Source organism: Nitrosospira multiformis ATCC 25196, from assembly GCF_000196355.1.
In the GTDB taxonomy this organism is placed as follows: domain Bacteria; phylum Pseudomonadota; class Gammaproteobacteria; order Burkholderiales; family Nitrosomonadaceae; genus Nitrosospira; species Nitrosospira multiformis.
The window spans coordinates 1,408,504-1,434,661 of record NC_007614.1 but is presented as its reverse complement, the minus strand read 5'-3'; the positions used below and the strand labels follow the sequence as shown (position 1 = coordinate 1,434,661).

23 protein-coding genes are annotated in these 26,158 nt (G+C 52.4%); 6 read left to right on the top strand and 17 right to left on the bottom strand.

What is annotated here, in order from left to right; translation table 11 throughout:
- Window positions 1-294: 294 nt before the first annotated feature.
- Window positions 295-804 (bottom strand): hypothetical protein, encoded by a 510-nt coding sequence (locus NMUL_RS06545; protein WP_011380591.1) that lies wholly within the window; start codon window positions 802-804, stop codon window positions 295-297.
- Window positions 805-1,211: 407 nt separating this feature from the next.
- Here NMUL_RS06545 and NMUL_RS06540 point away from each other — a divergent pair, with 407 nt between their 5' ends.
- Entirely contained in the window at window positions 1,212-4,274 is a 3,063-nt protein-coding gene (locus NMUL_RS06540) for an AAA family ATPase (RefSeq protein ID WP_011380590.1), read from the top strand.
- A gap of 169 nt (window positions 4,275-4,443) precedes the next feature.
- Here NMUL_RS06540 and yut read toward each other — a convergent pair whose 3' ends face one another.
- From yut to NMUL_RS06495, 9 genes are all read right to left on the bottom strand, one after another.
- Window positions 4,444-5,409 carry an urea transporter gene (gene yut / locus NMUL_RS06535; RefSeq protein ID WP_011380589.1) on the bottom strand — a complete coding sequence of 322 codons (966 nt, stop codon included), beginning with the start codon at window positions 5,407-5,409 and terminating at the stop codon, window positions 4,444-4,446.
- A 76-nt stretch (window positions 5,410-5,485) separates the two neighbouring features.
- Window positions 5,486-6,127, bottom strand: a complete 642-nt coding sequence (ureG, locus tag NMUL_RS06530) for an urease accessory protein UreG (RefSeq protein WP_011380588.1) — start codon at window positions 6,125-6,127, stop codon at window positions 5,486-5,488.
- 19 nt (window positions 6,128-6,146) lie between these two features.
- Entirely contained in the window at window positions 6,147-6,827 is a 681-nt protein-coding gene (locus tag NMUL_RS06525; protein WP_011380587.1) for an urease accessory protein UreF, read from the bottom strand.
- Window positions 6,828-6,829: 2 nt separating this feature from the next.
- Window positions 6,830-7,360: an urease accessory protein UreE gene (gene ureE, locus NMUL_RS06520; protein ID WP_011380586.1), complete on the bottom strand. Its 531-nt coding sequence runs from the start codon at window positions 7,358-7,360 to the stop codon at window positions 6,830-6,832.
- A gap of 9 nt (window positions 7,361-7,369) precedes the next feature.
- Entirely contained in the window at window positions 7,370-9,076 is a 1,707-nt protein-coding gene (gene ureC / locus NMUL_RS06515; RefSeq protein ID WP_011380585.1) for an urease subunit alpha, read from the bottom strand.
- A 34-nt stretch (window positions 9,077-9,110) separates the two neighbouring features.
- Window positions 9,111-9,452 carry an urease subunit beta gene (locus NMUL_RS06510; protein ID WP_011380584.1) on the bottom strand — a complete coding sequence of 114 codons (342 nt, stop codon included), beginning with the start codon at window positions 9,450-9,452 and terminating at the stop codon, window positions 9,111-9,113.
- Window positions 9,453-9,475: 23 nt separating this feature from the next.
- Window positions 9,476-9,778: an urease subunit gamma gene (gene ureA / locus NMUL_RS06505; protein WP_011380583.1), complete on the bottom strand. Its 303-nt coding sequence runs from the start codon at window positions 9,776-9,778 to the stop codon at window positions 9,476-9,478.
- Between the two features lie 94 nt (window positions 9,779-9,872).
- Entirely contained in the window at window positions 9,873-10,712 is an 840-nt protein-coding gene (locus NMUL_RS06500) for an urease accessory protein UreD (protein ID WP_041352427.1), read from the bottom strand.
- 235 nt (window positions 10,713-10,947) lie between these two features.
- Window positions 10,948-12,288, bottom strand: a complete 1,341-nt coding sequence (locus NMUL_RS06495) for a hypothetical protein (protein ID WP_238529883.1) — start codon at window positions 12,286-12,288, stop codon at window positions 10,948-10,950.
- A 283-nt stretch (window positions 12,289-12,571) separates the two neighbouring features.
- Between NMUL_RS06495 and NMUL_RS14875 the strand changes: the two genes are divergently transcribed.
- Both NMUL_RS14875 and NMUL_RS06480 read left to right on the top strand, forming a co-directional pair.
- On the top strand, window positions 12,572-14,650 hold the full coding sequence (locus tag NMUL_RS14875; protein WP_011380580.1) for an ATP-binding protein: 2,079 nt from the start codon (window positions 12,572-12,574) through the stop codon (window positions 14,648-14,650).
- A gap of 34 nt (window positions 14,651-14,684) precedes the next feature.
- Window positions 14,685-15,320, top strand: a complete 636-nt coding sequence (locus NMUL_RS06480; RefSeq protein ID WP_011380579.1) for a response regulator — start codon at window positions 14,685-14,687, stop codon at window positions 15,318-15,320.
- A 99-nt stretch (window positions 15,321-15,419) separates the two neighbouring features.
- Here NMUL_RS06480 and nikR read toward each other — a convergent pair whose 3' ends face one another.
- Window positions 15,420-15,881 (bottom strand): nickel-responsive transcriptional regulator NikR, encoded by a 462-nt coding sequence (nikR, locus tag NMUL_RS06475; protein WP_011380578.1) that lies wholly within the window; start codon window positions 15,879-15,881, stop codon window positions 15,420-15,422.
- A 55-nt stretch (window positions 15,882-15,936) separates the two neighbouring features.
- Window positions 15,937-18,054 (bottom strand): TonB-dependent receptor, encoded by a 2,118-nt coding sequence (locus NMUL_RS06470; RefSeq protein WP_011380577.1) that lies wholly within the window; start codon window positions 18,052-18,054, stop codon window positions 15,937-15,939.
- A gap of 188 nt (window positions 18,055-18,242) precedes the next feature.
- Between NMUL_RS06470 and NMUL_RS06465 the strand changes: the two genes are divergently transcribed.
- Genes NMUL_RS06465 through NMUL_RS06455 form a run of 3 tightly spaced genes read left to right on the top strand, consistent with a single transcriptional unit; the run spans window position 18,243 to window position 21,032 of the window.
- Entirely contained in the window at window positions 18,243-19,331 is a 1,089-nt protein-coding gene (locus NMUL_RS06465; RefSeq protein ID WP_238529882.1) for a metal ABC transporter substrate-binding protein, read from the top strand.
- The gene (locus NMUL_RS06460) at window positions 19,303-20,130 is read left to right on the top strand and encodes a metal ABC transporter ATP-binding protein (protein ID WP_011380575.1); all 828 of its coding nucleotides are present in this window, start codon (window positions 19,303-19,305) and stop codon (window positions 20,128-20,130) included. Before NMUL_RS06465 ends, NMUL_RS06460 begins: the two co-directional genes overlap by 29 nt.
- Entirely contained in the window at window positions 20,127-21,032 is a 906-nt protein-coding gene (locus NMUL_RS06455) for a metal ABC transporter permease (RefSeq protein WP_011380574.1), read from the top strand. Before NMUL_RS06460 ends, NMUL_RS06455 begins: the two co-directional genes overlap by 4 nt.
- Before the next feature lie 59 nt (window positions 21,033-21,091).
- Here NMUL_RS06455 and ftsB read toward each other — a convergent pair whose 3' ends face one another.
- The 5 genes from ftsB to tadA form a co-directional block, all read right to left on the bottom strand.
- Window positions 21,092-21,400 (bottom strand): cell division protein FtsB, encoded by a 309-nt coding sequence (gene ftsB, locus NMUL_RS06450; RefSeq protein WP_011380573.1) that lies wholly within the window; start codon window positions 21,398-21,400, stop codon window positions 21,092-21,094.
- 38 nt (window positions 21,401-21,438) lie between these two features.
- Window positions 21,439-22,722, bottom strand: coding sequence for a phosphopyruvate hydratase (eno, locus tag NMUL_RS06445; protein WP_011380572.1), 1,284 nt, complete (start codon window positions 22,720-22,722; stop codon window positions 21,439-21,441).
- A 128-nt stretch (window positions 22,723-22,850) separates the two neighbouring features.
- Window positions 22,851-24,551, bottom strand: a complete 1,701-nt coding sequence (locus tag NMUL_RS06440) for a CTP synthase (RefSeq protein ID WP_011380571.1) — start codon at window positions 24,549-24,551, stop codon at window positions 22,851-22,853.
- 363 nt (window positions 24,552-24,914) lie between these two features.
- Window positions 24,915-25,394: a L,D-transpeptidase gene (locus tag NMUL_RS06430; RefSeq protein WP_011380570.1), complete on the bottom strand. Its 480-nt coding sequence runs from the start codon at window positions 25,392-25,394 to the stop codon at window positions 24,915-24,917.
- The gene (tadA, locus tag NMUL_RS06425; RefSeq protein ID WP_011380569.1) at window positions 25,384-25,875 is read right to left on the bottom strand and encodes a tRNA adenosine(34) deaminase TadA; all 492 of its coding nucleotides are present in this window, start codon (window positions 25,873-25,875) and stop codon (window positions 25,384-25,386) included. The genes NMUL_RS06430 and tadA overlap by 11 nt, the downstream gene beginning before the upstream one ends.
- Between the last annotated feature and the right edge of the window lie 283 nt (window positions 25,876-26,158).

The following is a 26,158-nucleotide window of genomic DNA, read 5'->3' as shown; positions in this document are numbered from 1 at the left end:
TATGTATTTATATTGAGAAGAGCAGGCGATGAGGCTACTTACAGCTCTTCATTACGCTGCTGTTCCGTCATGCACAAAATTTTATTAATACAGCCTTAAAGCGGGCTCATTGATCTGCAAATCTTTTGCGTTCTGCTCGGCGCTTCCGGCTTTAACATATGACGGGATCAATAAAATGAACGCCTGTCCCACACGGTTGAGCTCATTGTCCGATCGATTATTTTTCTGTTTTAATTTCCGGCAATCATTAGACCGGATGATAATTGCCGGAATTTCTATCTTCCCCGCAACTTATTATTGAGAGACTCTAACCATCCTGCTACGCAAGGAGGGGGGAACATCTTCCAGAAGAACAATGCGGGCGGTGTTTGGCTCAACTGCTCTAGCCCGCTTTGAGCCTTGCAAGGTGACATCTATTTCATTCGTATCCAGTTTCCACATGGCTCCCGTTGCAGGATCAACGATGAGCCAGCCAATAACTCCTCCAAATACCAGATTGCCTGCCACATACCAGCCGTTAACCCTTGTATCCACAGTAACGTTTTGTTCTGCAAACCCTTCTTTTTTTATGTTTACTGAGTACTTTTTACCGCTGAAATAACCCTTTTTCTTCTCGAGGGGCAAGGAGGTAGGCGTTTTGCCCTCGAATATTTTGGTGCCGGATTCATCCACAATCACGACAGTTGCCTGATCAGGTGCACTTCGAACATTCAGAGTTTCATGAGCACTGTTCCCCATGATGGTGGCACAAGCAGTCAGTACAGTCGAAGCGAATAAAACCGGCATTCCTTTCCACATCTTCATATTTCCCTCTTCTTCCTAACAATTGATAAAATGTAAAGCTTGAGTATGAGCTTTAGAATGCCATCCCGATAGAAAAACAGGCAGCATTCGCAGGCCCTGCTCTGACGCAGTTATTGATTATGGATAACAAAACAAGCAACGCTGCAACCCGCGGCAGACGTATCGAACCCGTCTGACGCGAGGTGAAAAGCAGCCTCTCGAGCTGACCCTCTTTCAGGTGGCCCACTCAGGCGGGCCATGTCTATCAAGTTTGCTTTCTTCATCACCGCTTCTCTTGATCATCCGAGCTAGGATCGTGGAATTGAAAGGAAAAATCATAAAAATTCGGTTAAATATCGGTTAAATATTGCTCAACTTATTTTTCTCAACCTCCTCCATAAGACTTGAGATGTGTCAGGAGCAATGGAATGCAGACAACTTACTTGGAATTCCATCCTTTCAGGCTGGATAAGATCAACGCCATCCTATGGCGCAACGATCAAGTAGTACCGTTACGTCCGAAAAATTTCGCTATGTTGTGTTACCTGGCGGAGCGGGCTGGCACCCTGGTGACCAAGGATGAGTTGCTTGACGCGGTATGGCAGCGCCGCTTCGTCGGAGAAGCAGTGCTGAAAGTATGTATCAACGAAGTGCGGCGGGCTCTTGGAGACAGTGTTTCCGCTCCCACCTATCTTTTAACCGTTCCCAAACGCGGCTACCGTTTCATCGCGCAGGTTACTGAAGTCAAGTCGTCAGAGGAAGTGGAAGAAGTAATCTGCCCCGTTTTCCCCAAAAACCAGCGCTCTGACAAGGTCGCATATTGGATAGACCGCCCGTCTCCACAAGCTCGCTTGCTGACAATCTGGCAAAAATCACTGGTGGGTTCGCGCCAGATCGTTTTTGTTACCGGGGAAAGTGGAATCGGCAAGAGCACGCTGATCGAGATGTTTCTCTCCACAATATCCAGTCAAAGCCCGGGGGTTTTGCGCATGCGCTGCATAGAGCGCTTTGGCCAGGGTGAAGCCCTGCTCCCGATGATCGAGGCAATTGAAAAGCGTTGCAATGCGCCAGGGGGGGGAAAACTCGTTGAACTGTTATATCGTCACGCACCGGTTTGGCTTGCGCAATTGCCGTCCGTGCTTCGCCCCGAGGAGCGTGTGGCGCTTCAGCAGGAGATTTTTGGCGCAAGCCGGGAACGCATGGTACGGGAAGGTTGTGAACTGCTGGAAACCTTGAGCAAAGTGCCCCTGATTCTCGTGCTTGAGGATCTTCATTGGAGTGATCATGCGACTCTTGATTTTTTAAGCTTGCTTGCGCAGCGTCATGTGCCAGCATACTTGATGGTGCTCGCCACCTATCGCCCCATCGATGCAAGCCAGCGGGTGCACCCAGTTACAGAAGTTCACCGGGATTTGCAGTTGCGAGGAATCTGTTCTGAAGTCGCCCTTGAGCCGTTTTCCTGCAATGAAGTCAAACATTACCTCACTCGACGTTGCCCAGGCATAAATATTCCCGATTCGATCAGTCAGGCACTTTTCATAAGAACCGGTGGACATCCTTTGTTCATATCCAATCTGATCGAATATTTAATGGAGCAACATCAATGGTCACCGTTATCCCAGCAGATCGGAATCGATACAGCGCTGCCGGAAACGATCCGCCGCGTCATCGAGCGTGAAATCGAACGGCTCAGCCATGATGAACAACGGGTGCTGACGGTGGCGAGTGTCGCGGGAATGCGGTTTAGTGGGAACCTGCTTTGCAGTGTTCTGGGTATGGAGATCGCCGAAGCAGACCGCTGCTGCAATGCCCTGGTTAGACGAGGCCAGATATTGGTGTCCGATGGAATGGAGCAAAGCACGAAAGGAGTTGTCGCGGGCTACTATGCATTCCGCCATGCCCTGTACCTCGAAGTCTTCTACCAACGGCTTTCTCCCTCCGAAACGATACGAATGCACCTTCGCATCGGAGAATACCTTGAAAAGGCATACGGCGAGCAAAACGTGGAGCATGCAGGGGAACTCGCCCTGCATTTTGAAAACGGATGGGATTGGCTTCGCGCCATCCGCTATCTCGTGCAGGCGGCTGACAACAGCACCAGGCGCTTTGCCAATCGGCAGGCACATGACTATCTGGCGCGCGCCGTTCGAATGATAGAACGCTTGCCTGATGAGCAACAAGCGAAAACACGCATAAGCCTCCTCAAGCAATCAGCGGCGGTAAGACGCTCAATGGGCGATATGGCAGGAGCAAAAACTGATCTGGAGAAAATGCTGGCAGCCGCCAAAGCTTTGGGAGACAGCCGGGAACAGGCGGTGGGACTCCTCGAATTGAGCCGCGTCCTTGTTTTGTTGAACCGTCTTGAATGTCTCGAGTTTGCGGAGCAGGCGGTCTCTGCTTCCACAGCACTTGAAGACAAGGTTTTTCATTCAATCGTCAAGGGCATGTGGGGTGGCTTGAATCTGTTGCTCCGGCCATGGCGGGAGGATTATTCTGCCGCTTGTCACGAGTCTATGGATGCGGTGCGCGCAACGGGAAATCCCCTGGCTCTTCACTCGCGCTTGACTCAGCATATTTACGTTGAACTGCTTGCCTCGAATTACCAGGCTGCTGCGACGACAGCAGTCGAAGCTCTGGCGTTATCACGCGTAATGGGAGATGGCTACATGTTCATCGCGGGCCATTATTACTATGGATTAACGCTGCTGCATAAGGGTGAATGGGGCAGATTGCGCGAAACCGCAGAGCAAAGCAGGCGCGCGTTCGAGGGGCATGACGCTGGCTTGCTGCTTCGGTTGCATCGCCACATCCTGCTGGGATGGTTGCATGTGGTAAGTGGCGATTTTTCGGGTGCCAAAGCGTATTGCGAGGAAGCGCTGTCAGAAGGCGTCGGTGCCTGGGCTGACTTCGTTTCGGTTCATTGTTCCGCAATCCTGGGAAAGGCCTTGCACGGGCTAAAAGATTATGCGGGAGCCATTCGATGCTTTGACGCTTTTTTTCAGGCGGAAAAGAATAATGCTCTCCCGATATTCTCCAACTATTTCTTCCCTGCTTGCTTGGGAATGGGAGAAACATGGCTCGCACTGGGAAAACTGGATAAGGCGCGTCGCTATGCGCAGCGCTTATATGATCTTTCCAGCGGTCCCTCTGAACGCACCTACCTTGCACTCAGTCATCGCCTGTTTGCCGAGATTGCGATAGTAGAAGAGAGCTGGGACGAAGTACATTCGCATATTACAAAAGCACTTGAAATCGTGGAAAATGCGGAAATTCCCCTTGCAGCCTGGAGGGTCTACGCGACTGGAGAAAAACTGCATTATCGGCAGGATGACGGGAAAAGGATGGGTTACTACCGATCAAAAAAACAGGATGAAATCGATCAACTCCTCAACTCTCTTCAACCGTCGGATCCTTTAAGGAAACATTTGCTGAATCTTGCTGGAACCCATGAATGCGATTCTCTTTCACCGGTCAGATACAGCCCGCTTTAAGGTCCCTCACGGCCTCCGGCTTCCCATGTACACAGCAAACCGTTAAGGGGCAGTGGCGACAGCCCGAGTCAATTCTCGGGACAGCAACGGCAGAAGTAGGCAAAAGTTGATTTTTCCGGGCTCTCAACTCCGACTATCAACTATAGAGCGGGCCGGCACTCTCCCCCGCTCATCCTCCTTCAGCATCCGGATCGGCCCAGTGTCTGGACATTCCCGCGGCAAACAGGAACATCCACATGACCAGAACAAACGGGAACGTGAGAGTCGGCAAGCCTATGGGGGTAAGGAAGCTGGCAAGGCCTGCCTGGCATACAACTGTCATCAGGCCCGCCAGCACGGCGAGAGCGGCACTTTTCCCGCTGGGTTTGAGAAACACCCAGCCAATGGCCATCATCGTCAAAACCGGATTGAATGCGTACAGACCCATTTCGATCGCATTCAGGTTTGCGTTCAGAAGGGTCGGAAAGACGATGCCGACAAAGGCTCCGCCTACCGCCATCAGGGCGCCGCGCAGGGAAACAATGGCGATGCCGGCCAGAAACAGAATACCGACTGTCACACTATCCGCGAACATGACTTCGCCCACCCCCTTGAATAGCGCGACGGGCCAGTTTTCGACGGCCAGCCCGCCCGCGCCTGGAACAGCAACGGGAATACCGGCAGCCGGCAAAACGGGACTGCGGGTGAAACTTTCAAAACCGTAGACCGCGACCAGGAACATCCACGAGGTCAGGACAAATGGCGAAGTCGAGGCAGGAACCTGGTAGGGGCGAAGAATTCGCATGAGAGCAGCCAGCACGACACTCGATAATATCGATGCAAGAATGACGTACAGCCATAACTGCGGGGAATGCTCCAGAAACAGGAACAGACAGGGACCTACCAGCGTCCCGTTGAAGCCATACAGGCCGGCGTCGATATCCTTTTTCGAGAACGCCAGCAGATGGGCAGTCACGGTACTCGTGAGCACTCCTACGGTTGCCGCTGCCCCGGCAGCCACTCCGCCGATAAAGAGCGCTATCAGAAAAATGAGTCCGGTTAATGCGTTACAGCAGAAAAATACCTGTCCAACACCTCTCAGAATCACCCGCAGGGGTTGAGGGAACGCGCGGTCGACTCGGGATGCCCAGTCCATGATATATGGAAACCCTTACAAAACTATGTATGAAAGATGCAGTAGCGCGCTTTTGCCAGGCTGCCGGAAAAGGAAATCAGGCATGATGATGCTGTGACCGGACCTCATCCAGCAGTCCCTGCTTCACGATGAAGTCGATTACCTGGTCGACTCCTTCCCCCGTATGCAGGTTGGTAAACACGAAGGGCCGTTCGCCACGCATTTTCCTGGCGTCCCGTGCCATGATTTCGAGATTTGCTCCCACGTAGGGAGCAAGATCGATCTTGTTGATGATGAGTAACGCAGCACGGGTAATACCGGGCCCGCCCTTGCGCGGCACTTTTTCGCCCCCGGCCACGTCTATGACATAGATCGTCAGATCGGAAAGTTCGGGGCTGAAGGTGGAAGCAAGGTTGTCGCCGCCCGATTCGATCAGAATGAGATCGAGTTCCGGAAAATCGGCAGTCATGCGCGCGACGGCCTCGAGATTGATGGAAGCATCCTCCCTGATGGCCGTATGGGGACATCCCCCCGTTTCCACGCCCATCAGACGCTCCGGGGGCAGCGCATCGGCACGCAGGAGAATTTCCATATCTTCCCTGGTATAGATGTCATTGGTGATGACAGCCATTTCATACCGATCGCGCATTCTCTTGCTGAGCGCTTCACACAAGGCCGTTTTTCCGGAACCTACGGGACCACCGATTCCGACACGGAGTGGATTAGATTGTTTGTTCATTTTCTGTTCCCATCAAGAACTACGATCGATAGATTCGGCTGTATTGAACCTCGTGTTGCATCGACAGCAGCGACAAGCCGGGAGCCCAGCTCGACAACTCATCATCCGTAAGCTGGCTTGCGCGAATCGAGCAGGCTTCAATGACGGGATGCAGGGACAATAGCAACCGCTGCCCCGAAAGCTGGCCCAGCGGAACCGATTTGACACAGGCCAGCACCTGATTCTCGGCCATTGAAAACAGCATGCCCAGCAAGCTCTCTTCGTGCGGGATACCCAACGCTTCGGCAGCACATGCAAATGCCGTGGGGAGCGGAATCGCCTGTTGGTTTTCCAGGATTGCCCGCATCGAATCATCCCCGAGCTTGAGATCGATGACCAACTTTGCCAGTGAATACCCCATCTGCACCGTTTCGGCACGAAACTCCGAGGTCTCGCGGGAAGCAACGAAGCATTCCGTCCAGAAGCTTACCGCAGCCTCATCCCGCTCCGAAAAGGCCTTCAACAGACGTTGCAGAATCGGCAACTCGAAATCCGTAAAAATTCCCAGCATTTCAACGAGCCACTCGCGTGCGGAGGTTTCATCTCGAACCAATCCTTGCTCAATGGCCGATTCCAGGCCCTGGGAATACGTATAAGCCCCGATCGGAAGCGAAGGGCTGGCAAGGTGCAACAGGGCCAGCAGGGCGCGGTATTCTTTCATTATTACCGGGAAGGAATGTCGGAGGGACGATGGATTTTCTGGTGCACCGGAATCGGAGCGAGCGGACCATGGGCATGCCCCTGGCTCGACTCCCCATGATGATGATGCCCTCCGCTGCCGTATGCCCCCGCCTCCGGCTCGAACTGTGCATCTTCCTCGATGACTGTTGCCCCGAGTCCTTCCAACATTTCCTTCAGCACGTTGTCGCGGGCGATGCGCAAAAACCCTTCACCCACCTGGGTCTGAGTATGGCGGTTACCCAGATGGAAGGCACAACGCAGCAAGTCATGCGGGTTTGCACAGGTGATGCGGTAGGTGGATTCCCGGGCGGCAACGATCTGAACCACGCGACCGTCGTCCCCCATGAGCAAATCGTTGTGCCGCAGCACGGTGCCTCGCGGGATGAAAATGGCTACTTCTTCCCCTGAGGAAAGTGCGGTGCGCAGGCGGCTGTTTTCGCGCGACTCATACGGTAGCACGAGCTGTGCGGATACTTTGTCCGCAGAGTTTATCCTGGTGTTCAAGGTGAGCATCTATAGCCCCTAAAAAAGGAAATACCTTTGCGCCATCGGCAGAACGTCCTCCGCCCCGCAGGTCAGCAACTGTCCATCCGCCCGAACTTCGTATGTTTCCGGATCGACTTCCATTTTAGGTGTCGCCGAGTTATGGATCATATCTTTCTTGCGCAGGTTGCGCGTATTCTTGACCTCGATCAGATTCTTATCCAGCTTCAATTGATCGACCAGACCTGCAGCCAGCGCTGCCTGTGAGACAAAGGTAAAGCACGAGGTCTTGATACCCCCGCCATATCCCCCGAACATGTAACGGTAATGGACAGGTTGCGGGGTGGGAATCGAGGCGTTCGGATCACCCATTAAAGATGCCGCAATCATTCCACCTTTCAGAATCACGGAAGGCTTTACGCCAAAAAACGCGGGCCGCCACAACACCAGATCTGCATATTTGCCCACCTCCACCGAACCGAGGGCGTGCGAGATGCCATGTGTGATCGCCGGATTGATGGTGTATTTGGCGATGTAGCGTTTGACGCGGAAATTATCATTCTTCGATGTATCTTCCTGCAAAGTCCCGCGTTGTATTTTCATTTTGTGCGCGGTTTGCCAGGTACGCAGAACCACCTCTCCAATCCGCCCCATCGCCTGCGAATCAGAGGACATCATGGAGATTGCACCCATATCCTGCAGTATATCCTCCGCAGCTATGGTCTCCTTACGAATGCGCGACTCGGCAAACGCGAGATCTTCCGGGATGTTGGCATGAAGGTGATGGCATACCATCAGCATGTCGAGATGTTCATCCAGCGTGTTGATGGTATAAGGCCGGGTTGGATTGGTTGATGAGGGCAGCACGTTTTCCTGACCTACGACGGCGATGATGTCCGGCGCATGCCCTCCACCGGCCCCCTCGGTGTGGAAAGTATGGATGGTACGGTCCTTCATGGCTGCAATCGTGTTTTCCAGATATCCGCCTTCATTGATGGTATCTGTGTGAACGGCAACCTGGACATCATACTTGTCCGCCACCGCCAGGCAATTGTCGATAGCTGCGTAGGTCGAACCCCAGTCTTCGTGCAGCTTCAGTCCGCATGCCCCGGCAAGAATCTGCTCTTCCAGCGGGGTCGGAAGACTTACATTTCCCTTGCCGTAAAAACCGGTGTTCATCACCATGCCATCCGAGGCCCGCAACATGGAATGAATATGCCAGGGGCCCGGCGTACAGGTCGTGGCTGCCGTGCCCGCTGCCGGGCCAGTGCCTCCCCCCAGCATCGTGGTAATGCCATTCATCATCGCATCTTCTGCCTGCTGCGGGGAAATGAAGTGGATATGTGAATCGATTCCACCCGCGGTCAGAATCATGTTCTCGCCGGCTATGATTTCCGTCGCCGCGCCGATCGACATCGTAACATTCGGCTGGATATCGGGATTGCCCGCTTTGCCGATCTCGGCGATCCTCCCGTTCTTCAGACCGACATCAGCCTTGACGATGCCCCAGTGGTCGATGATTACCGCGTTGGTGATGACCGTATCCATCACTTGATCGTGATTGTGCTGTGATTGCCCCATGCCGTCGCGTATTACCTTGCCGCCCCCGAATTTCACTTCTTCACCATAGGTGGTGAAATCCTTCTCGATTTCGATCATCAGCTCGGTATCAGCCAGGCGAATCCGGTCGCCGGTCGTAGGGCCCATCAATTCCGCGTAAGTCTGGCGGGAAACCTTGAAACTCATTCTTTAGCTCCTTTCTCGTTTGATGCGGCGATCTCTACTTAAGCTTGCCCATTACTTTCTGGTTGAATCCATAGACGATCCGGTTACCCGCCAGCTCCACCAGTTCCACTGTCCGTTCCTGCCCGGGCTCGAAGCGCACGGCCGTTCCGGCCATAATGTTCAGGCGCATGCCGTAGGCTTCCTCGCGATCGAATTTCATCGCCGAGTTGACTTCGTAAAAATGAAAATGGGAACCAATTTGAATCGGGCGATCGCCACCATTTGCAACCTTCAATGTCTTTGTCTTTCTGCCGACATTGAGTTCGATCTCGCCGGGTTGTGTGGTTATCTCGCCTGGTATGAGGGGATCTCTTGCCTTTCTTACCGTCTTTGCCATTATTAATCTCCCACGGTTTCTCTTTATACGATTGGATTGTGGACGGTCACGAGCTTGGTACCATCCGGGAAAGTAGCCTCGACCTGAATATCGGGAATCATTTCCGGCACACCTTCCATGACATCGGCGCGTGTCAGAACTTTTCGCCCCTCCGACATCAGCTCTGCCACCGTATTACCGTCACGCGCCCCCTCGAGAATCGCGCAGGTAATCAAGGCAACCGCTTCGGGATAATTGAGCCGCAAACCGCGCGCCTTTCGTCTTTCCGCGAGCAATCCAGCAGTGAATATCTGGAGCTTGTCTTTCTCTCTCGGTGTCAGATCCATCGTATCTCCTCATTAAAAATCTCAAATGGTGCGGAAAAATGCCTCCCGCGATTTTCCAAGCACCATCCTCCAAAACTTGCAGAACAGAACAGCATCAGGTATTCCAGCTGCGCGGCACGATCGCAGGCCGGCCGAGCGTGATGGGGCGTACGGCCCGCCAGATGCAAAGCATCACATGTCTGGCCACTTCACTCGAATCTCCCAGAAAACGTGCCACCAGCAGCGATTTCAATTGGGTAATCCCCACCTGCCCCGATTCTCCGCCGATGCGCACCGCCTCTTCCCGTACAAGATCGATCGCCTGCGCTGGAAGGGGTTTGCCACTCATGATAAAAGTGGCGCAAACGGCGCGGCCGGCAAGTGCAAGCCTTCCATTCATCGCTTTGCTTCCGCCCTCCAGACGAAGCTTCTCAAACCAGACCAGCTTTCCCTCCTGGCGGATACTCGTATGCTGTTTTATCTCACCGCTATCGAACGATTCTCCGAATGCCGTACGACCAAAGCATAGAATCTCGCAACTCATGTAAACCGAATCTTTCTCCAGCTCGACCTCGTGATGGAGCATCACTCTTGCATTATTGAAAAAAATCGTTTCCTGCGGCATCCACTCCAGTACACCGCCTGCTTCCGCATGCAGGTAAACGTGCTGGCGTGCGGTCCGACCTTTGGATTTGTACCATTTTGTTGCGCCGGGAGAAGTTATCTGAGCATGAGCGGATGGACCGACATGTACTCGTATTCCCAATTCATCCCCTGCGACCACGCCTCCCGGCGGGTGTATGACAACAGCTTGGCATACCTCATAACCCTCCGGATAGAGAGGTTTCTGCACCAACAAGGGGCCATGATGATCTCGCTCCACCATGCGGGTGATGCCGGAACTCTCCGCAAACTTCAACCGCAAATGAGCTCTCAATGGAGAATCTGAAGCCATATTCACCTTCGGATCCGATGGCCTTCCTTCAGAAGAGGTGGGCGGGCACAGAGTAGCAATACTGCCGGATGAAGGTGTCGAATTCCCATCAGGCGGGTTCAAATGGGTTTTTGCGGCTGATTTCAAGATGGCGCTCCCGGAATAACTCAACTAAATCTCCTTCTCCGCACCTCAAACCTCATTCCCGGATAAAAAATCAAATGCATGCCGAGTGCTTGACCGAAATATGTAATGCCTACATTTGCAGTTGAAACGACAGCTTGAATACATCAACTTTCTCGCCAGCCACATCCGGCGCATAGTTCAGCCGTTTGGTGAATAGATCCCCGTGTTGGTAGTACGCTGAAATTCGAGCATTGAAACCGTCAATGATATAGTTGACACCCGCTTCAATTTCTTCCCTGTTGCTGCTGTTATTTGGCTGGATACTTGTGAATCGGCCATAGGGTTGAAACTGGCCAATACCGATCCTCATGGGCAGGAGATAAAGCCCGGTGACTGTCCACGATTTACCATCGAACATGCAAAAGCAATCTGGATCTTGAAACGCCGCAGGTGAATAGTTGGCATAAAACTGCTTGTACTCACCATTTGCGGTGATTACACCCATGTTCCGGGGTAGCACTTTTTCAAAAAGGGCGTCCCCGACCAGTCCCAGGAAATCACTTCGATGCGCGAAGGAGCCGGCGCCATTTTTCTGGTATGAAACGCCGAATGCAAGCGCGAGAATATCGCCGGCCTTGCCAAAATAGGTGCTGCTGGTATAGTAACCAGGATTCTTTTCTGGATTCAAGAAGTTATATGTGAAACGGCCAGCCCATAATACGTCATCGCCCTGATTGGGGCCGGCGCTACGGGATGACTGGACTCCGCGGTAGACACCGACAGCATATCCCAGAGTACCGCTGATGAAGCCAGGTTCAAGGCTTCCCCAGAATGTGCCTCCATCGTCGCGTCCATAGCGTCCAGCTCCACCGCTGCCAAATTTGGTACTGAAATCCTGGGAAAAAAAAGGTGTCTTGAAGGCGTCATGTGTTGATTGAAAAAAAGGACCGCTCAGTTCGCCCCGTTCGGTCGGCACCAGCATACGGCCCCCCCAGATGTTGAAATAACGGTTGAGCTCAAATTTTCCGATCGCATCGAGTACGTTGTACGACATCTTCGGATTATCCCCGGGATGGGTGTTGTTGCAGAAAAAACATTCCGTATTGACTTCGAACTTGAGGTACTGATGTATCTGCCCATTCAAGTAAAAACGGGCATTATCAATGCTGAAATCGCCGCTCCTGAGATTACCCGTGGCAGGATTTTCCACCCATAGCCCGGTTCCACGGAAACCTATTCCAAGCGTCACCCACTTAGTTTCGTCGATTGCATACTTTGGACCTTTTGGAAGCGTGACTTCTGCTGCCTGCGCCCACGAGGAGAGAAACAGGGAATCCATAATCAGCGCCAGTATCGCAAGCGATACGCTGCAAACATGAACGAGAAATTTCCGTGGCTTGCAGAAAAGTTTCCGCGGGCGCACCTCGACCGGTGCCGATTCATTATTTCGTACCTTATCTGCTCTTTGCATGAAGTTCTTCATTACCAAAGTTTCTTTTGTTACCCGACTGATAATCGGTTGCACAATCATGCAGGAATTTTTAGTATTCATCATTAGAAAACATCCACAGCTTCCAAATTTGGTATATGAAAATTTCTTGATATTTATTACATTACGGATCAAAGCTGCTTAAGCAGCCAGCCCTGGCTACAAAAAAACCCACCGCGGGTTCCTGATTATCGTGAATTTGTTCACGCTGATTTTCTGCAAAAAAAGCCCTGCTTGATGGCTATAGGGATATATATATAAAAATATGAGAATCGGTTTTTTCACGAATTTCTCTCTCGCCTCCATCCTATTCGTGCTCACCGTGCTCATATTTCTTTCTTCTCGGGCGTTAAACACGCTCGATGAGGTTACCGAGGCTGAACGTCAGAAGCACCGATCGCTACAACTGGCAAATGAGCTGTTTCGCAGTTCCGAGGATTTGACCAGGATGGCTCGCACCTATGCAGTAACAGGTGATCCTGCCTATGAGCATAGCTTTTTTGAAATACTCGATATCCGGAATGGCATAAGGCCGCGGCCTCAGGATTATCCGATTGCCTATGCTCATCTGGAAAATACCCACCCCCCCGGTGCAAGGGAAAATACGATTTCTCTCATGGAATTGATGCGCCGCGAAGGTTTCAGTGAAGGGGAACTGGATCTGCTGCGGCAGTCGCAGGAAAATTCGGACAACCTCGTCAGGCTGGAAAAGCAGGCATTCGCCGCCGTAAAAGGACTATGTGAAGATCAACAGGGGAATTTCAATGTGCCTTGCCCCTCCCGGCGCAATTTTGCGATCGATCTTTTGTTTGGCAAGCGTTATGAGACTGAGAAAATCAGAATCATGGCACCCATCAACCAGTTCATGCTCGAACTCGACACACGCACCCGGAATAAACTCAGTAATCTGCAGCTCAAGTTCGAGCAACAAATCCTGCTGATACTGGTTGTACTATGCTTTGCGCTGTTCTTTGCGACTCTTGCCACTTTTTATACACGCCGCAACATTCTGCTTCCCCTCGATTACCTCAGACGCCAGGTAAGCGGTATTGCACAAGGCAATTATTCGACTCGTTGTGCTATTTCCACCCGCAATGAAATCGCCGAGCTGGGAGCAGGTTTCAATTCCATGGCAGAAGCCATTGAACATGAAATTATCAAACTTAGACAAGTCGAAGAATCGCTGCGCGAACGGCTGAAGGAAATTAACTGCTTTTATTCGATCCGGCGAGGCATGGAGTCCTCATCGCTGGAAGAAGTATGCGACACAATCGCGACCGAACTCATCGCAGCAATGCAGTTTCCACATCTCGCCGGTGTCAAAATCGAAATGGATGGCAAGGAACTTGTATCCGATCCATACCACGGAAATCATGTACATGAATTGCAAAAACAGATCACCGTTCACGGTGAGATACGTGGCTGGATAAAACTGTTTTATCGCGGGGACCGGTTCTTTCTGCTGCCAGAGGAGCAGAATCTGATCGATGTAATCGGAGACGACCTGGGACGATGGCTGGAACACCAGCAGACCGAGGCACGGGTTCTGGTGGAGCAGGAACTCCGGGTGCGTGACGCAGCGATACGGGAATTTGCCGCCCACCTCGAGCGAATGCGGGAAGAAGATCGCAAATATATTGCACGGGAGATCCATGATGAGCTCGGCCAGCTTCTGGCGGCGCTGCACCTGGAAATCTCGTTGCTAAGAAGCGCGAAAGATCATGGCAGCGAACGGCTTGAAACCATCAGACACAACATGGCCGAACTCGTCGAGAAAGCGGGCCAGAGCGTGCACAATGTGGCGGAACATTTACGTCCTGCTTCACTGGGACTGGGAATCGAATCGGCCCTTACAAAACTGACCAGCGAGTTCAAAAAACATACCGGCATCTATTGTGACCTGCGACTACCCGAGGAACCGGTGAACCTGGACGAAGACCAGACTGTTGCAATATTCCGTATCGTCCAGGAGTCACTGACAAACGTGACGCGGCACTCAGGGGCGAACCGTGTGGAAATCCGGTTATTCCGGGAAAAGGACGAAGTCATTGTCGAAATTTGCGACAATGGCAGAGGATTCGATCCCGAGAGTGCGAAAAAAGGAAAGTCATTTGGATTGGTTGGAATGCGAGAACGGGCCGCAGCACTCCGGGGTTATATCGCTATCACAAGTGGGCCAGGTCAAGGTGCGTTGGTTCGTGTATCAATTCCGCTGAGGCGAAACGAGCATTTTGATTGCACTGCCTCTGGCATTACAAATAGCCCATCCCTCCTTCATTCCATTGTTGCGGAGTACCGCGCGCTGCCCGTATCTTCACAAAATAATGGAATATCCGTTTCATGAGCATCGCTGAGTACCCGTTTTCAGGAGAGCGTGCTTGATCATCAAGACCTTTCTGGCTGACGATCATCGGCTTTTTCGTGATGGTTTGCGACGCATTCTTGCCGAAACAACAGATATCGTAGTCGTAGGCGAGGCTACGGATGGACTCGATGCTTTGAAAAAAATGCGCCTCGGGGGATGGGATGTGGGGTTGCTTGACGTCAGCATGCCTGGAATGAACGGGCTCGAGGTGCTACAACGGATCATGGACGACGATCCAAAGCATCGCATACTGATGCTCAGCACCTACCATGAAGACGAGTATGCCATTCGTGCGATACGCGCCGGTACTTCAGCCTATCTGACAAAAAATAGCCCGACTGACCTGTTGATATCGGTAATTCGCCGACTGGCGCATGGGGGAAGATACATAGATCCGAAACTGGCCGAGAAACTTCTGTTCGACCTGGGTCCCTCTTCCACCATGCCACGCCACTCCGCCCTTTCCAACCGCGAACTCGATGTTCTCAAGCTCATCGCAGTCGGAATATCCCTGACCGAAATCTCCCAGAAGCTGAAACTGAGTGCGAAAACGATCAGTACCTATCGTGCGCGCGTCCTCGAAAAAATGGGCATGCAGAACAACGCGCAACTGATCCGCTACGTGGCGGAGCATAAGCTGCTCGAATAGGAATTCATGCAGATCGATCCCACTTCGTGCAGCGGCCGGATGCGATTCCCGGAATCTCTTCGGCCTGTCCTGGTTTACTATCCGCAGCAACTCGGCTCTTCAGGTAAGAGGACTGCTATGAACATGCGGCTCGGATTCATGAAAATCATGCTCCTGCACGATTTCTATTGGTAGAAGATGCAACTTGCCATGCCGCACTCCCGGTGTGGCGGTAACGAGGTTGGCAAAATTTTTCACACTCTTGATCGTACCCCTCAGAATGGTCACTTCCAGACAATTATCATGATCCATATGCACGTGCATGGTGGAGAGGGTAAGGTTGTGATGATTGTGCTGTGTTGAAGTAACACAGCGCGCCAGCTCACGTTCGTGGTGATTATAGATATAGCTGAGCGTTGCGATACAGTATCCATCAACCTGTTCTTCCTGGCGCGCGGTTTCAATCATGTTTCGTATCAAATCGCGAACGGCTTCGGACCGGTTGAAGTAGCCCAGCTTGTGCATTGCGGATTCGAACTGCTTGGCAAGCTGATCATTCAGTGAGATGGTAAGACGTTCCATTGCCTGGCTCCAGATATTCAATAGTTCGATAGGTTATTCAGCAGTATGCTGATCTTTAAAAATTCCCGACCAGATTGATCCGGAAAGAACGGCTTTCGATAGGATGAAAGTGCCTGTCGGCAATACCGGCATCGGGCTCATTGGGAAGTCGGGAGGTATAGTAGTAATCAATCGCGTGAGCCTTGGTATTGAATAGATTGAATACCTGTAGCATTACGCGGAATTTCTTATCGATCTTTATCCCGATCTGCCCATTGACTGTGACGGTATTGCCCGACTGAATGCTGTTATCCTCCACCTGCGGTCGTTTTCCAAAATAACGGATCTGCATGCTGCCAAAGAGAGGACCCAGATTGTCCACGGCAACAGCAAATTTCCCCACCCCTTTGACTGCGCCGGGAATGTGATTGCCTGCCGGATCCCAATCGGTAAACCTGGCATCGGCCAACGCATAATCCAAATCCATCATTAGCCAGTTATTGGGCATATAGAATGCCGAAAGCTCGAACCCCTTGCGTCGACTGGGACGGCTTGCCTCGGTCGTGCCGGCATCCCCCACGAATAACAGCTCGGAGGCCAGATCCAGTTGAAAAAATGTGATCGACGCCTGCAGTCCGGGGATGATGGCTGTGCGTAGTCCCGCCTCATACCCCGTAGAGCGGACGAGTGGATGGACTCTGCTTACAGGTTCTCGGGATTTAGGATCCACGGTTGTCGTCACACCTCGCGCATCGTTGCTATGGAACCCGCTGCCGTAGTTGAAGTAATACTCCGTCTTCGCCCATGGGCCAAAAATCAGGCTGAGCTTGGGATTCGTGATGCTGTCGTATTCCCTGCCGGAATTGGCGTCAATATTGCTATTGATATCAAACCAGTAAAAGTCGCTACGCACTCCCGCCACGCTGCGAAATTTTTCCAGCCATTGAACGCTGTTTTGGTAATAGAGACCCACACTGTTTTCGAGCACATGGTCTTTACGCGTAACCGACAATACCCGGCGCTGCTGCGTGCTTAGCAGGCCATTATCTATAACATCGCTCTGGACCTGGATGCCCGCCAGATTTTCGAATGCGAACCCTGCCAAACCGGTTACCCACGTATGATTCAGGTTGAAGGCAGACTGGAAGCGTTTGTCGGTTTGGGAAAACTGATCACCATTGATGGGATCGTCGAGGAAATAGGTAAAATTGGAAAACAATGCGAGATTGCTATGGATAGTATAGAGATTTGCTCTCGTCACTCCATGATTGCTCGTGTGTTGCAAGGCCGCCGATAAACTGAAGCGATGGGATTCTCCCCCGTCGCTCGGGTCAATTGCGCCCAGGCGAGGAATCAGACCCCACGTTACTGCGCGTTGTGGTATCTGATCGGTCGCATTCCAGTTTCCACCATAACCCATTGCGGTGATATTGAATCGGGTGTTGCCCGTATTTTGACTGTAGCGCAATACAGCGTTGAATTTCTTGTAATTCTCTTTGTTAATCCAGGGGCCATCCTTGGTCAGCAGTTCAAAAGCATATAAAAAATTGCCGTTGCCCGCCTCATAAGATTTTGCCAATAATCCACGTATGAAGCCCTGCTGGCCTACTCCGTAGTTGGCAATGCCACGCGGCAGCTTATCGACATAACTCATACTGACCGCACCTGCCGAGGAGAAATCGCCCAGATCAGCATAATAAGGGCCCTTTTGATATCGCAATCCACCGGCCAGTTCGGGAATGATGAAATTCATGTCGGCCCAGCCCTGTCCGTGACCGTGGGAACGTTGGTTTACCAGCATGCCATCCACGGTTATCCTCAGATCGGTTCCATGATCGAGATTGAAACCACGCGCAAAGTACTGATTAGCCTTGCCTTCCCCACTATGCTGGGTGACGATAAGGCCGGGAACGGTTTCGAGCAATTCCCCCGGTCGATAAACCGTCCGCTCATCAAGCTGGCGCTTGAGTACAGTGCCCTCGTTTGCCGAATCGGCAGTCCCGATGAGATTTCTGGCATCAGCCCGGACTTCCACTTCATTCAGGGTCAGGATCCCTGCTGCGTTGCTGCACCACGGCACCATCATTCCCGCAAGTACCGCTTCAATCGAAAGAACAACATGGCAAACCGATCGAGCCGAATAAGTGCGGCAATTGTCTCTGATAGCGCGCTCTGATCGATATTCATATCCCACTCGAAACAGGTTCCTTGCTTGATTTCCTTATAGTGAAACTTGAACCACAATAAATAAAATGGTAGGAAATATTGCAGATTCGTAATACCTCCAGACGAAAGACAGGGAAAAACCTGCAATCCAGCTAAAGGTACGTGCAAATAATGCGCATGTCTGTCGGGAGATATCGAAATGACCGGTAGGGCTAAGTGAAGCCTTTGTCAGGATTCCCCTACATCATCGTAAATGGATTGATGGTAAGCTTCATAAGCACCTTAAAGCCTGATCGATCTTCAGCCAAAGCGCGACACCATTTCTCATCGACAAAAAAAACAGCCGTGCAGCTTCGTCAGATTGCCCTTCCATTTCTACTGCTTCTGTTAGTGCAACCGCCACCTTCCCATGCCGGAAATGCGGCCAAAAGGCTCTTTATCGTCACAACCGTGGCGCCCATCACGAATATCGTCCGCAATGTGAGCGGGGATTATGCAAATGTGACTGGAATTGTTCCCGATGGAACCGATTCTCACACCTTCGAGCCGGTTCCCGCAGATGCAAAGCTGCTGGAAACGGCCGATATCATTATTGCCAATGGCCTCGATCTCGAGTTGCCCACCCTGAAGCTGGCGGAAAAGATCACGAAAGGAAGAGTACGGATTCTCGAGCTGGGAAACCGTATCTTGCGCAAGGAGGATTGGCAGTATGATTTCAGCTTTCCCCGCGAGCGTGGCCATCCCAATCCTCATCTCTGGCCCAATATCGCGCTGGCAATGCGTTATGTCGAAGTCGTGCAGGACGAGCTCATCGCGCTCGATCCCGTACACAAGGAAGGATACATGGCAAATGCATCGATGTATCTGGGCAAGCTGCGTAACCTGGATAAGGCAACCTTTGCTTGCGTAAAGACCATTCCGGAGAAAAATCGCAAGCTCGTGACTTATCATGACTCCTTTGCGTACTTCGCTCCCCGGTATGGGATGAAGATCATTGCGGCGGTTCAACCCTCCGATTTTTCGGAACCCGGACCACGAGAGGTAATCCGCATCATAAAGCAGATCAGAAACGAGAATGTACCTGCTATTTTTGGCTCGGAAGTTTTCCCCAGCAAGATCATGGAGCAGATCGCCCGCGAGACGGGCGTCAAGTTCATAGATCAGCTTTCCGATGATGCGCTGCCCCCACCTCCGGAAAACTCTTTCATCGGCATGATGGCGAACAACATGAGGATAATGACGGCAGCACTCGGCGGGAATCCGGGCTGCATGGCAGATGTCGACACGAGCAATATCAAGTACTGAGTCGCACGTACATCCCGCAGCAGTCAGCCTGATCGATGTGACGGCAGGCTACGGACCTCATATCGTCTTCAAGCGCCTGTCATTGAAAATCGACAAAGGTCAATTCGCAGGAATCGTGGGCCCCACCGCCTGCGGCAAAACGACGCTGCTTAAAACCATTCTGGGCACGCAATCGCCCCTTTCCGGCACCGTGCTCCTGGATGGGCAGGCATTGAACGACATTCCGCGCGGCATCATCGGCTATGTGCCGCAATTGGGAAGCGTGGATTGGCGTTTTCCCGTTACCGTGGAAGAGGTCATCCTGATGGGCTTCTATACAGGAAAGCGGATATGGCCCTGGCCAAGCGTGGAAGAGCGGGAGCGTGTCCACGATCTGGCACACAGGCTGGGGATTTACCGCTGCCTGCGCCAGCAGATATCCAATACTTCGGGAGGGCAGCGCCAGCGCGCATTTCTCGCCCGAGCCCTGGTCAACAACCCGGCGCTGCTGGTGCTGGATGAGCCTACCACAGGAGTCGATATCAAGGCTCAACATGAAGTGCTCCATCTGCTGGGGGATATCAATAGCGAAGGTATTACCATTTTGCTCACCACGCATGACCTTAACGCCGTTGCTTCACACCTGCCCTGGGTAATATGTTTCAGGAACGGCCTGATAGCGCAGGGAAGGCCTCGCGACATCTTTACCAATGACATTCTGACCAGGACATACGGGGGCGATATCACTATAGTGAGGCATGAAGATTATTTCCTGATTGCCACTGGTACACCCATTCACTTTTCAGACAGCGACCCGTGATCGAATTTCTTCTTGAGCCGCTGGAGTATGAATTTTTCTGGCATGGTCTGCTGGCGACACTGATGGTGGGGGCTTCCTGCGGCTTGATTGGAGCGCTGGTGATACTGCGCGGGATGAGCTACGTGGGTCACGGACTATCCCATGCAGCGTTCGGCGGAGCAGTGGTTGGATTCATATTGAATCTCAATTTTTATGCCGGTGCAGGGGCAATGGGCTTGCTTGCGGTGCTATTGATCAATAGGATTACCAGGAGCGGCACGATCAAGCTGGATGCAGCCATCGGCATCGTCACGAATGCCATGTTCGCGCTGGGCGTCGCCATCATCAGCCAGGTGCGCGCCTTCAGCCAGAGTTTCGAAGCAGCCCTGTTCGGAAATATCCTTGGAATCACGGAAGGAGATCTGCTGCTCATCGGGTTCGTTTCCCTATCCACCTTGACGACGATGTTCTTGATGTACCGGCCGCTACTCTTCTCTACTTTCGATCAGGAAGCGGCGCGAGTGTTCGGCATCAGGACAGCCAGCGTTCAACTGATATTCTCGCTGCTCCTCACGCTAATCATCATTGCTTCCATGAACGTCGTAGGCGTCACCATGATCGCTGCCACCCTCATCACCCCCGCAGCTACGGCCCGCCTCATGACTGACTGCTTCAGCCGCATGCTGATCTATGCATTGATCATCGGTGGGACAACGGGAGTCGCGGGTATGTATCTGAGCTACATTTTCAATACCGCGTCGGGGGCAACCATCGTTTTATTTGGGGCTTCGTTATACTGTCTGAGCTGGCTTATCAACTTCCTTCATGACAGATATATTCTGCAGAATCATCTTGATGGAAAATCCGATTTCGTTCAAACGCCACAGCATCAAAGTGTTGAACGAAACGAGGGTGGACTTTAAGTCAGATTTGGATCAATGCGCTTGTCACAGAAAATAGCTGAACTCTTGCCCACAAAATCCTAATCATTTTTATCGTTCACCGTACGGAAAAAAATCTCACCCTCCTTGATCATCCCGAGTTCATTGCGCGCGCGCTCTTCGACAGCGTCATATCCCTGCTTGAGGTCCCGCACTTCCGCATCCAGCGCGGAATTGCGAGTCTTGAGTTTTTCGTTGGTTTCATACTGGGTTGCAAGCTGCTGATCGACCTCCCATACTTTCAACCAGCTACCCTTACCCAGCCATAGCGGATATTGCAGCAGAACAATTAATGCCACGAGTATAAGAGTCAATACTTTCACTTCGGCTTCTCCCAGGATTCCTTCCATGAGGAATTCCTGACCTGTCCGCTCGGATTTGAAAAGGCTTATTTCAACTGGTAGAAGGCACCACGACCGGGATAACTGGCGGTGTCGCCCAGATCTTCCTCGATGCGCAGGAGTTGATTGTATTTTGCAAGCCGGTCGGAACGGGAAAGCGAACCGGTCTTGATCTGCAATGCATTGCTTGCCACTGCGATGTCCGCGATCGTGGTATCTTCGGTTTCACCCGAACGGTGCGAGACCACTGCTGTATAGCCGGCACGCTTTGCACTTTCAATCGCATAAAGCGCTTCGGTAAGCGTCCCGATCTGATTGAGCTTGATCAATATGGAATTTGCGATGCCCTGGGAGACCCCTTCTTTCAGAATGCTCGCGTTTGTAACAAAAATATCGTCGCCCACCAGTTGCACGGATTTCCCAAGTCTGCTGGTGAGCAGTTTCCAGCCATCCCAGTCATGTTCGCTCATCCCGTCCTCAATGCTGATAATGGGATATTTGTCGATCCAGGTGGCAAGATAATCGGCAAACTGGGTCGAATCGAGCGCCAGGCCATCCGACTCCAGATGGTATTTGCCGTCACGGTAAAACTCCGAAGCAGCGCAATCCAGCCCAATGGCGACATCCGGTCCCGGAAGATAGCCCGCGTTCTCTATCGCTTCCACGATCAGTTGCAATGCTGCCTCATTATTGGGCAGATCGGGTGCAAAGCCGCCTTCGTCACCCACCGCGGTATGCATGCCTCTCTTGTCGAGCAAGCCTTTCAAGGTATGAAATACTTCCGCGCCGCAACGCAGAGCTTCGCGAAAACTCTGGGCGCCCAGAGGAATGATTACGAACTCCTGCATGTCAATATTGTTATTGGCATGGGCCCCGCCATTGATGACGTTCATCATGGGAACAGGCATGGACATCGATCCCGCTCCCCCGACATACCGGTACAGCGGGAGTCCGCATTCTTCCGCCGCCGCCTTGGCCACCGCAAGCGATACGGAAAGAATCGCGTTGGCGCCGAGCCTTGATTTATTGCCGCTGCCATCGAGATCGATCAGTGTGCGGTCGATAAATGCCTGGTCCATTGCATCCAGTCCCATGATTGCTTCTGAAATTTCGGTGTTCACATTTTCCACCGCCTTCAGTACGCCTTTACCGAAATAGCGCTGAGCGTCCTCATCGCGCAATTCGACAGCCTCCCGGGTGCCAACCGATGCCCCGGAAGGAACAGCCGCCCGGCCCAATACTCCGGATTCAAGCAAAACATCCGCTTCCACGGTTGGGTTTCCGCGCGAGTCAAGAATTTCGCGGGCGATGACATCTACAATTGCACTCATGCTATTTTTCCCTGATCATTTATCTGCAAGTTATTGAAAACGATTCTGCCACTCTCCGAGGACTACCGGAGAATCGGCCTGAGGACTAGAGGCTGAAACGATCTTGAAAGGCGCCTCCAACAATACAGTTATTGGATATAGGCGCCCGTTGTGGTGCGTTCAGGTTTATCAGCCGATATCGCCCCTTCGCTGGAAGGGCTCTTGTCCGCGAACACAGCCGCCGCCTCGATGAATGCCGCAAAGAGAGGGTGTCCGGCGCGGGGAGTCGAGGTGAATTCAGGATGGAACTGGGAGGCAACAAACCATGGATGTTCGGTTTGTGGCAATTCGACCATTTCGCACAACCCCTCTCCGGCCGATACTGCGCTGATACTCATCCCCGCCTGTTCCAGACGGGGGATGTACTGATTATTAACCTCGTAACGATGCCGATGCCGTTCGATAATTTTGTCGGACCCGTAAATTCTGCGGGCAAGAGACCCCTCTTTGAGCAAGCATTCCTGACCGCCCAGACGCATGGTCCCTCCGAGGTCGGAATCCGCAGTCCTGATTTCCAACTGGCCTTCACGGGAGCGCCATTCGATAGTCAGTGCAATAACGGGATAAGCTGTCTCAGGATGAAACTCGGTACTGTGCGCCCCTTGCATGCCAGCCTTGTTACGCGCGTATTCGATGACAGCCAGTTGCATGCCGAGGCAGATGCCGAGGTAGGGAATGCGGTTGGTACGCGCGAAATGGATGGCCATGATCTTGCCCTCTACTCCACGTTTTCCAAACCCCCCGGGCACCAGGATAGCATCCATGCCATCCAGACAGCCCGTACCGTCCTTTTCTATACTCTCGGAATCCACATAATGAATGTTGATTTTGCTGCGGGTGTGAATTCCCGCGTGAATCAGCGCTTCCGACAGAGACTTGTAAGACTCCGTCAAGTCGACATATTTTCCAACCAGCGCGATTTCTATCACCCGCTCCGGATGCTCCAGCGCGTGAACCAGTTTTTTCCAGGTACTGAGATCCGCGGCCTTGGCAAGCAGGTTCAGCTTATGGCAGACGATTTCATCCAGCATCTGATCGTGCAGCAGCGAGGGGATTTTATAGATGCTGTCCACATCCAGCGCCAGAATCACCGCCTCTTCCCGAACATTGGTGAACAGTGCGATTTTGCGGCGTTCATCCGCGGGGAGTGCACGGTCGGCGCGGCACAGCAGCACATCCGGCTGAATGCCGATTTCGCGCAACTCCTTTACCGAGTGCTGCGTTGGCTTGGTTTTAAGTTCTCCGGCGGAGGTGATATAGGGCAGCAATGTGAGATGAATGAAACAAGTATCTTCCCGCGGGAGCTGAACAGCCATCTGCCGGATCGCTTCCAGAAAGGGCAGCGATTCAATATCCCCTACGGTTCCACCGATTTCAACGATGGCTACCTGGGCATCTCCGGCACCCACCCTGATGTAATGCTTGATTTCGTCCGTGATATGCGGAATGACTTGCACGGTGCCACCCAGATAGTCGCCGCGCCGCTCCTTCTTTATCACGCTCTCGTAAATCTGACCTGTGGTAAAGTTGTTGCGCCGAGTCATCTTGCCACTGATGAAGCGCTCGTAGTGCCCCAGGTCGAGGTCCGTTTCCGCGCCATCTTCGGTGACGAAGACCTCGCCATGCTGAAAGGGACTCATGGTGCCCGGATCGACGTTGATATAAGGATCCAGCTTGAGCAGGGTAACTTTGATGCCGCGGGTTTCGAGAATGGCCGCGAGAGAAGCGGCGGCGATGCCTTTCCCCAGAGAAGAAACCACCCCTCCGGTCACGAACACGTACTTTGTCATTGGAGGCCGATCATAAATACGTCCTTTGCCCCAACCAGCGACGCGCCTCTTCCGGCCGATTCGACTTCGTCATAAGGAGATCGCCACAACGCGTACTTTGTCATGGACGTATATGATACCTGAAAACACCTCGCCACTCAAATTGGACTGGGGCTGGATGGCAAAGTCGTGTTTTATGGATGAAGTGCCAGGGAAGCGCCGAATTCACCCTCTTCTCCTTATACCCGATCTTTGTTACAGCCGTAACGTCTCCTTGGAACTTCATCATGTTCGGCTGGCCAAGTCGCATCAAGACTTCCTTTTGATTCGGACTTTGCTCCCTCTGCTCCTTCTGTCCCCTTGAAGTCAGCGGGCGGACGGTACTCAAGCATTCCTGATATCCACCTCCGTTCCCGCCTCCACCAGGTCGAACAGCTCAAGCAGATCCTGATTCCGCATGCGAATGCAGCCGATGGACCCGGGTTTGCCCATCTCCACGCTGTCCGGAGTGCCATGAATGTAGATATACCTGCGCATGGTGTCCACCTTTCCCAGGCGGTTGAAGCCGGGCTCGCAACCTGAGAGCCATAGAATGCGGGTCAGTATCCAGTCACGGCGCGGAAAATTCGCGGCAAATTCTGGCGTATAAATTTCGCCGGTGGGACGGCGTTTCACGAATACCGTATTGACCGGTTGGTCAGTCCCGATCTTGGCACGAATGATATGCCTGCCTAATGGCGTACAAAAGCTGCCGTTCTCCTGACCCACGCCGTTTTTCGCCGAGGAGATACGGTAGCGCCTGACCACAGCATTCTTATCATGCAAATCAAGTGTTTGAGAAGGAATACCGACTTCAATTCTCATCAATTTCTTCCTTATTCGTTGTTCTTGCCTCGCGTCGCTTTGCAAAGAATTGCTTCAGCTTATATCCCCCCTCCTCTGCGAGCACCCCTCTCGTCACCTGCAAGTGATGGTTGAGCCGAAGCTCGGCGGAGAGGTTAATCACGCTTCCACACGCGCCCGTCTTCGGATCTGCAGCCCCATACACCAGCCGGGCGATACGTGCATGAAAAATCGCTCCCATGCACATGGCGCAAGGTTCCAGAGTCACGTAGAGCGTACAGTCTCCCAGCCGGTAGTTGCCGAGATGACGGCCTGCATCCCGTAAGGCCATCACCTCTGCATGCGCAGTGGGGTCTGATGTCGAGATGGGACAATTATAACCGCGTCCAACAATTGTTCCATTCCTGACTACGATCGCTCCAACCGGCACTTCGCCCGCTTGTTCCGCCTGGGCAGAAAGCTCCAATGCAACATGCATGAAGCCAGCATCCGAACTATTCAAATCAATTATTCTTCCCTTTGTATTACTTGTTATTGCTACTTGTTACTGAAAAAATGTTCCGTCCTCGGACTGGCCACCCTGCTCCAAAACCCGCATGCCCTTCGCGATCAGCTTTTGAAACGATGATCTGCCGCCTGCCACCACGGAAAGTGAAGATTATCCCTTTCCTCTCCCCCACTTTCAGAGAACGAATTTATTGATCTGAGTTTCTCCAGATTTCTTGTTACGGGAGGTCTTTCAAGCTTTCTTGCTATTTGAAACAACATGAACTAGAAAAAACTGT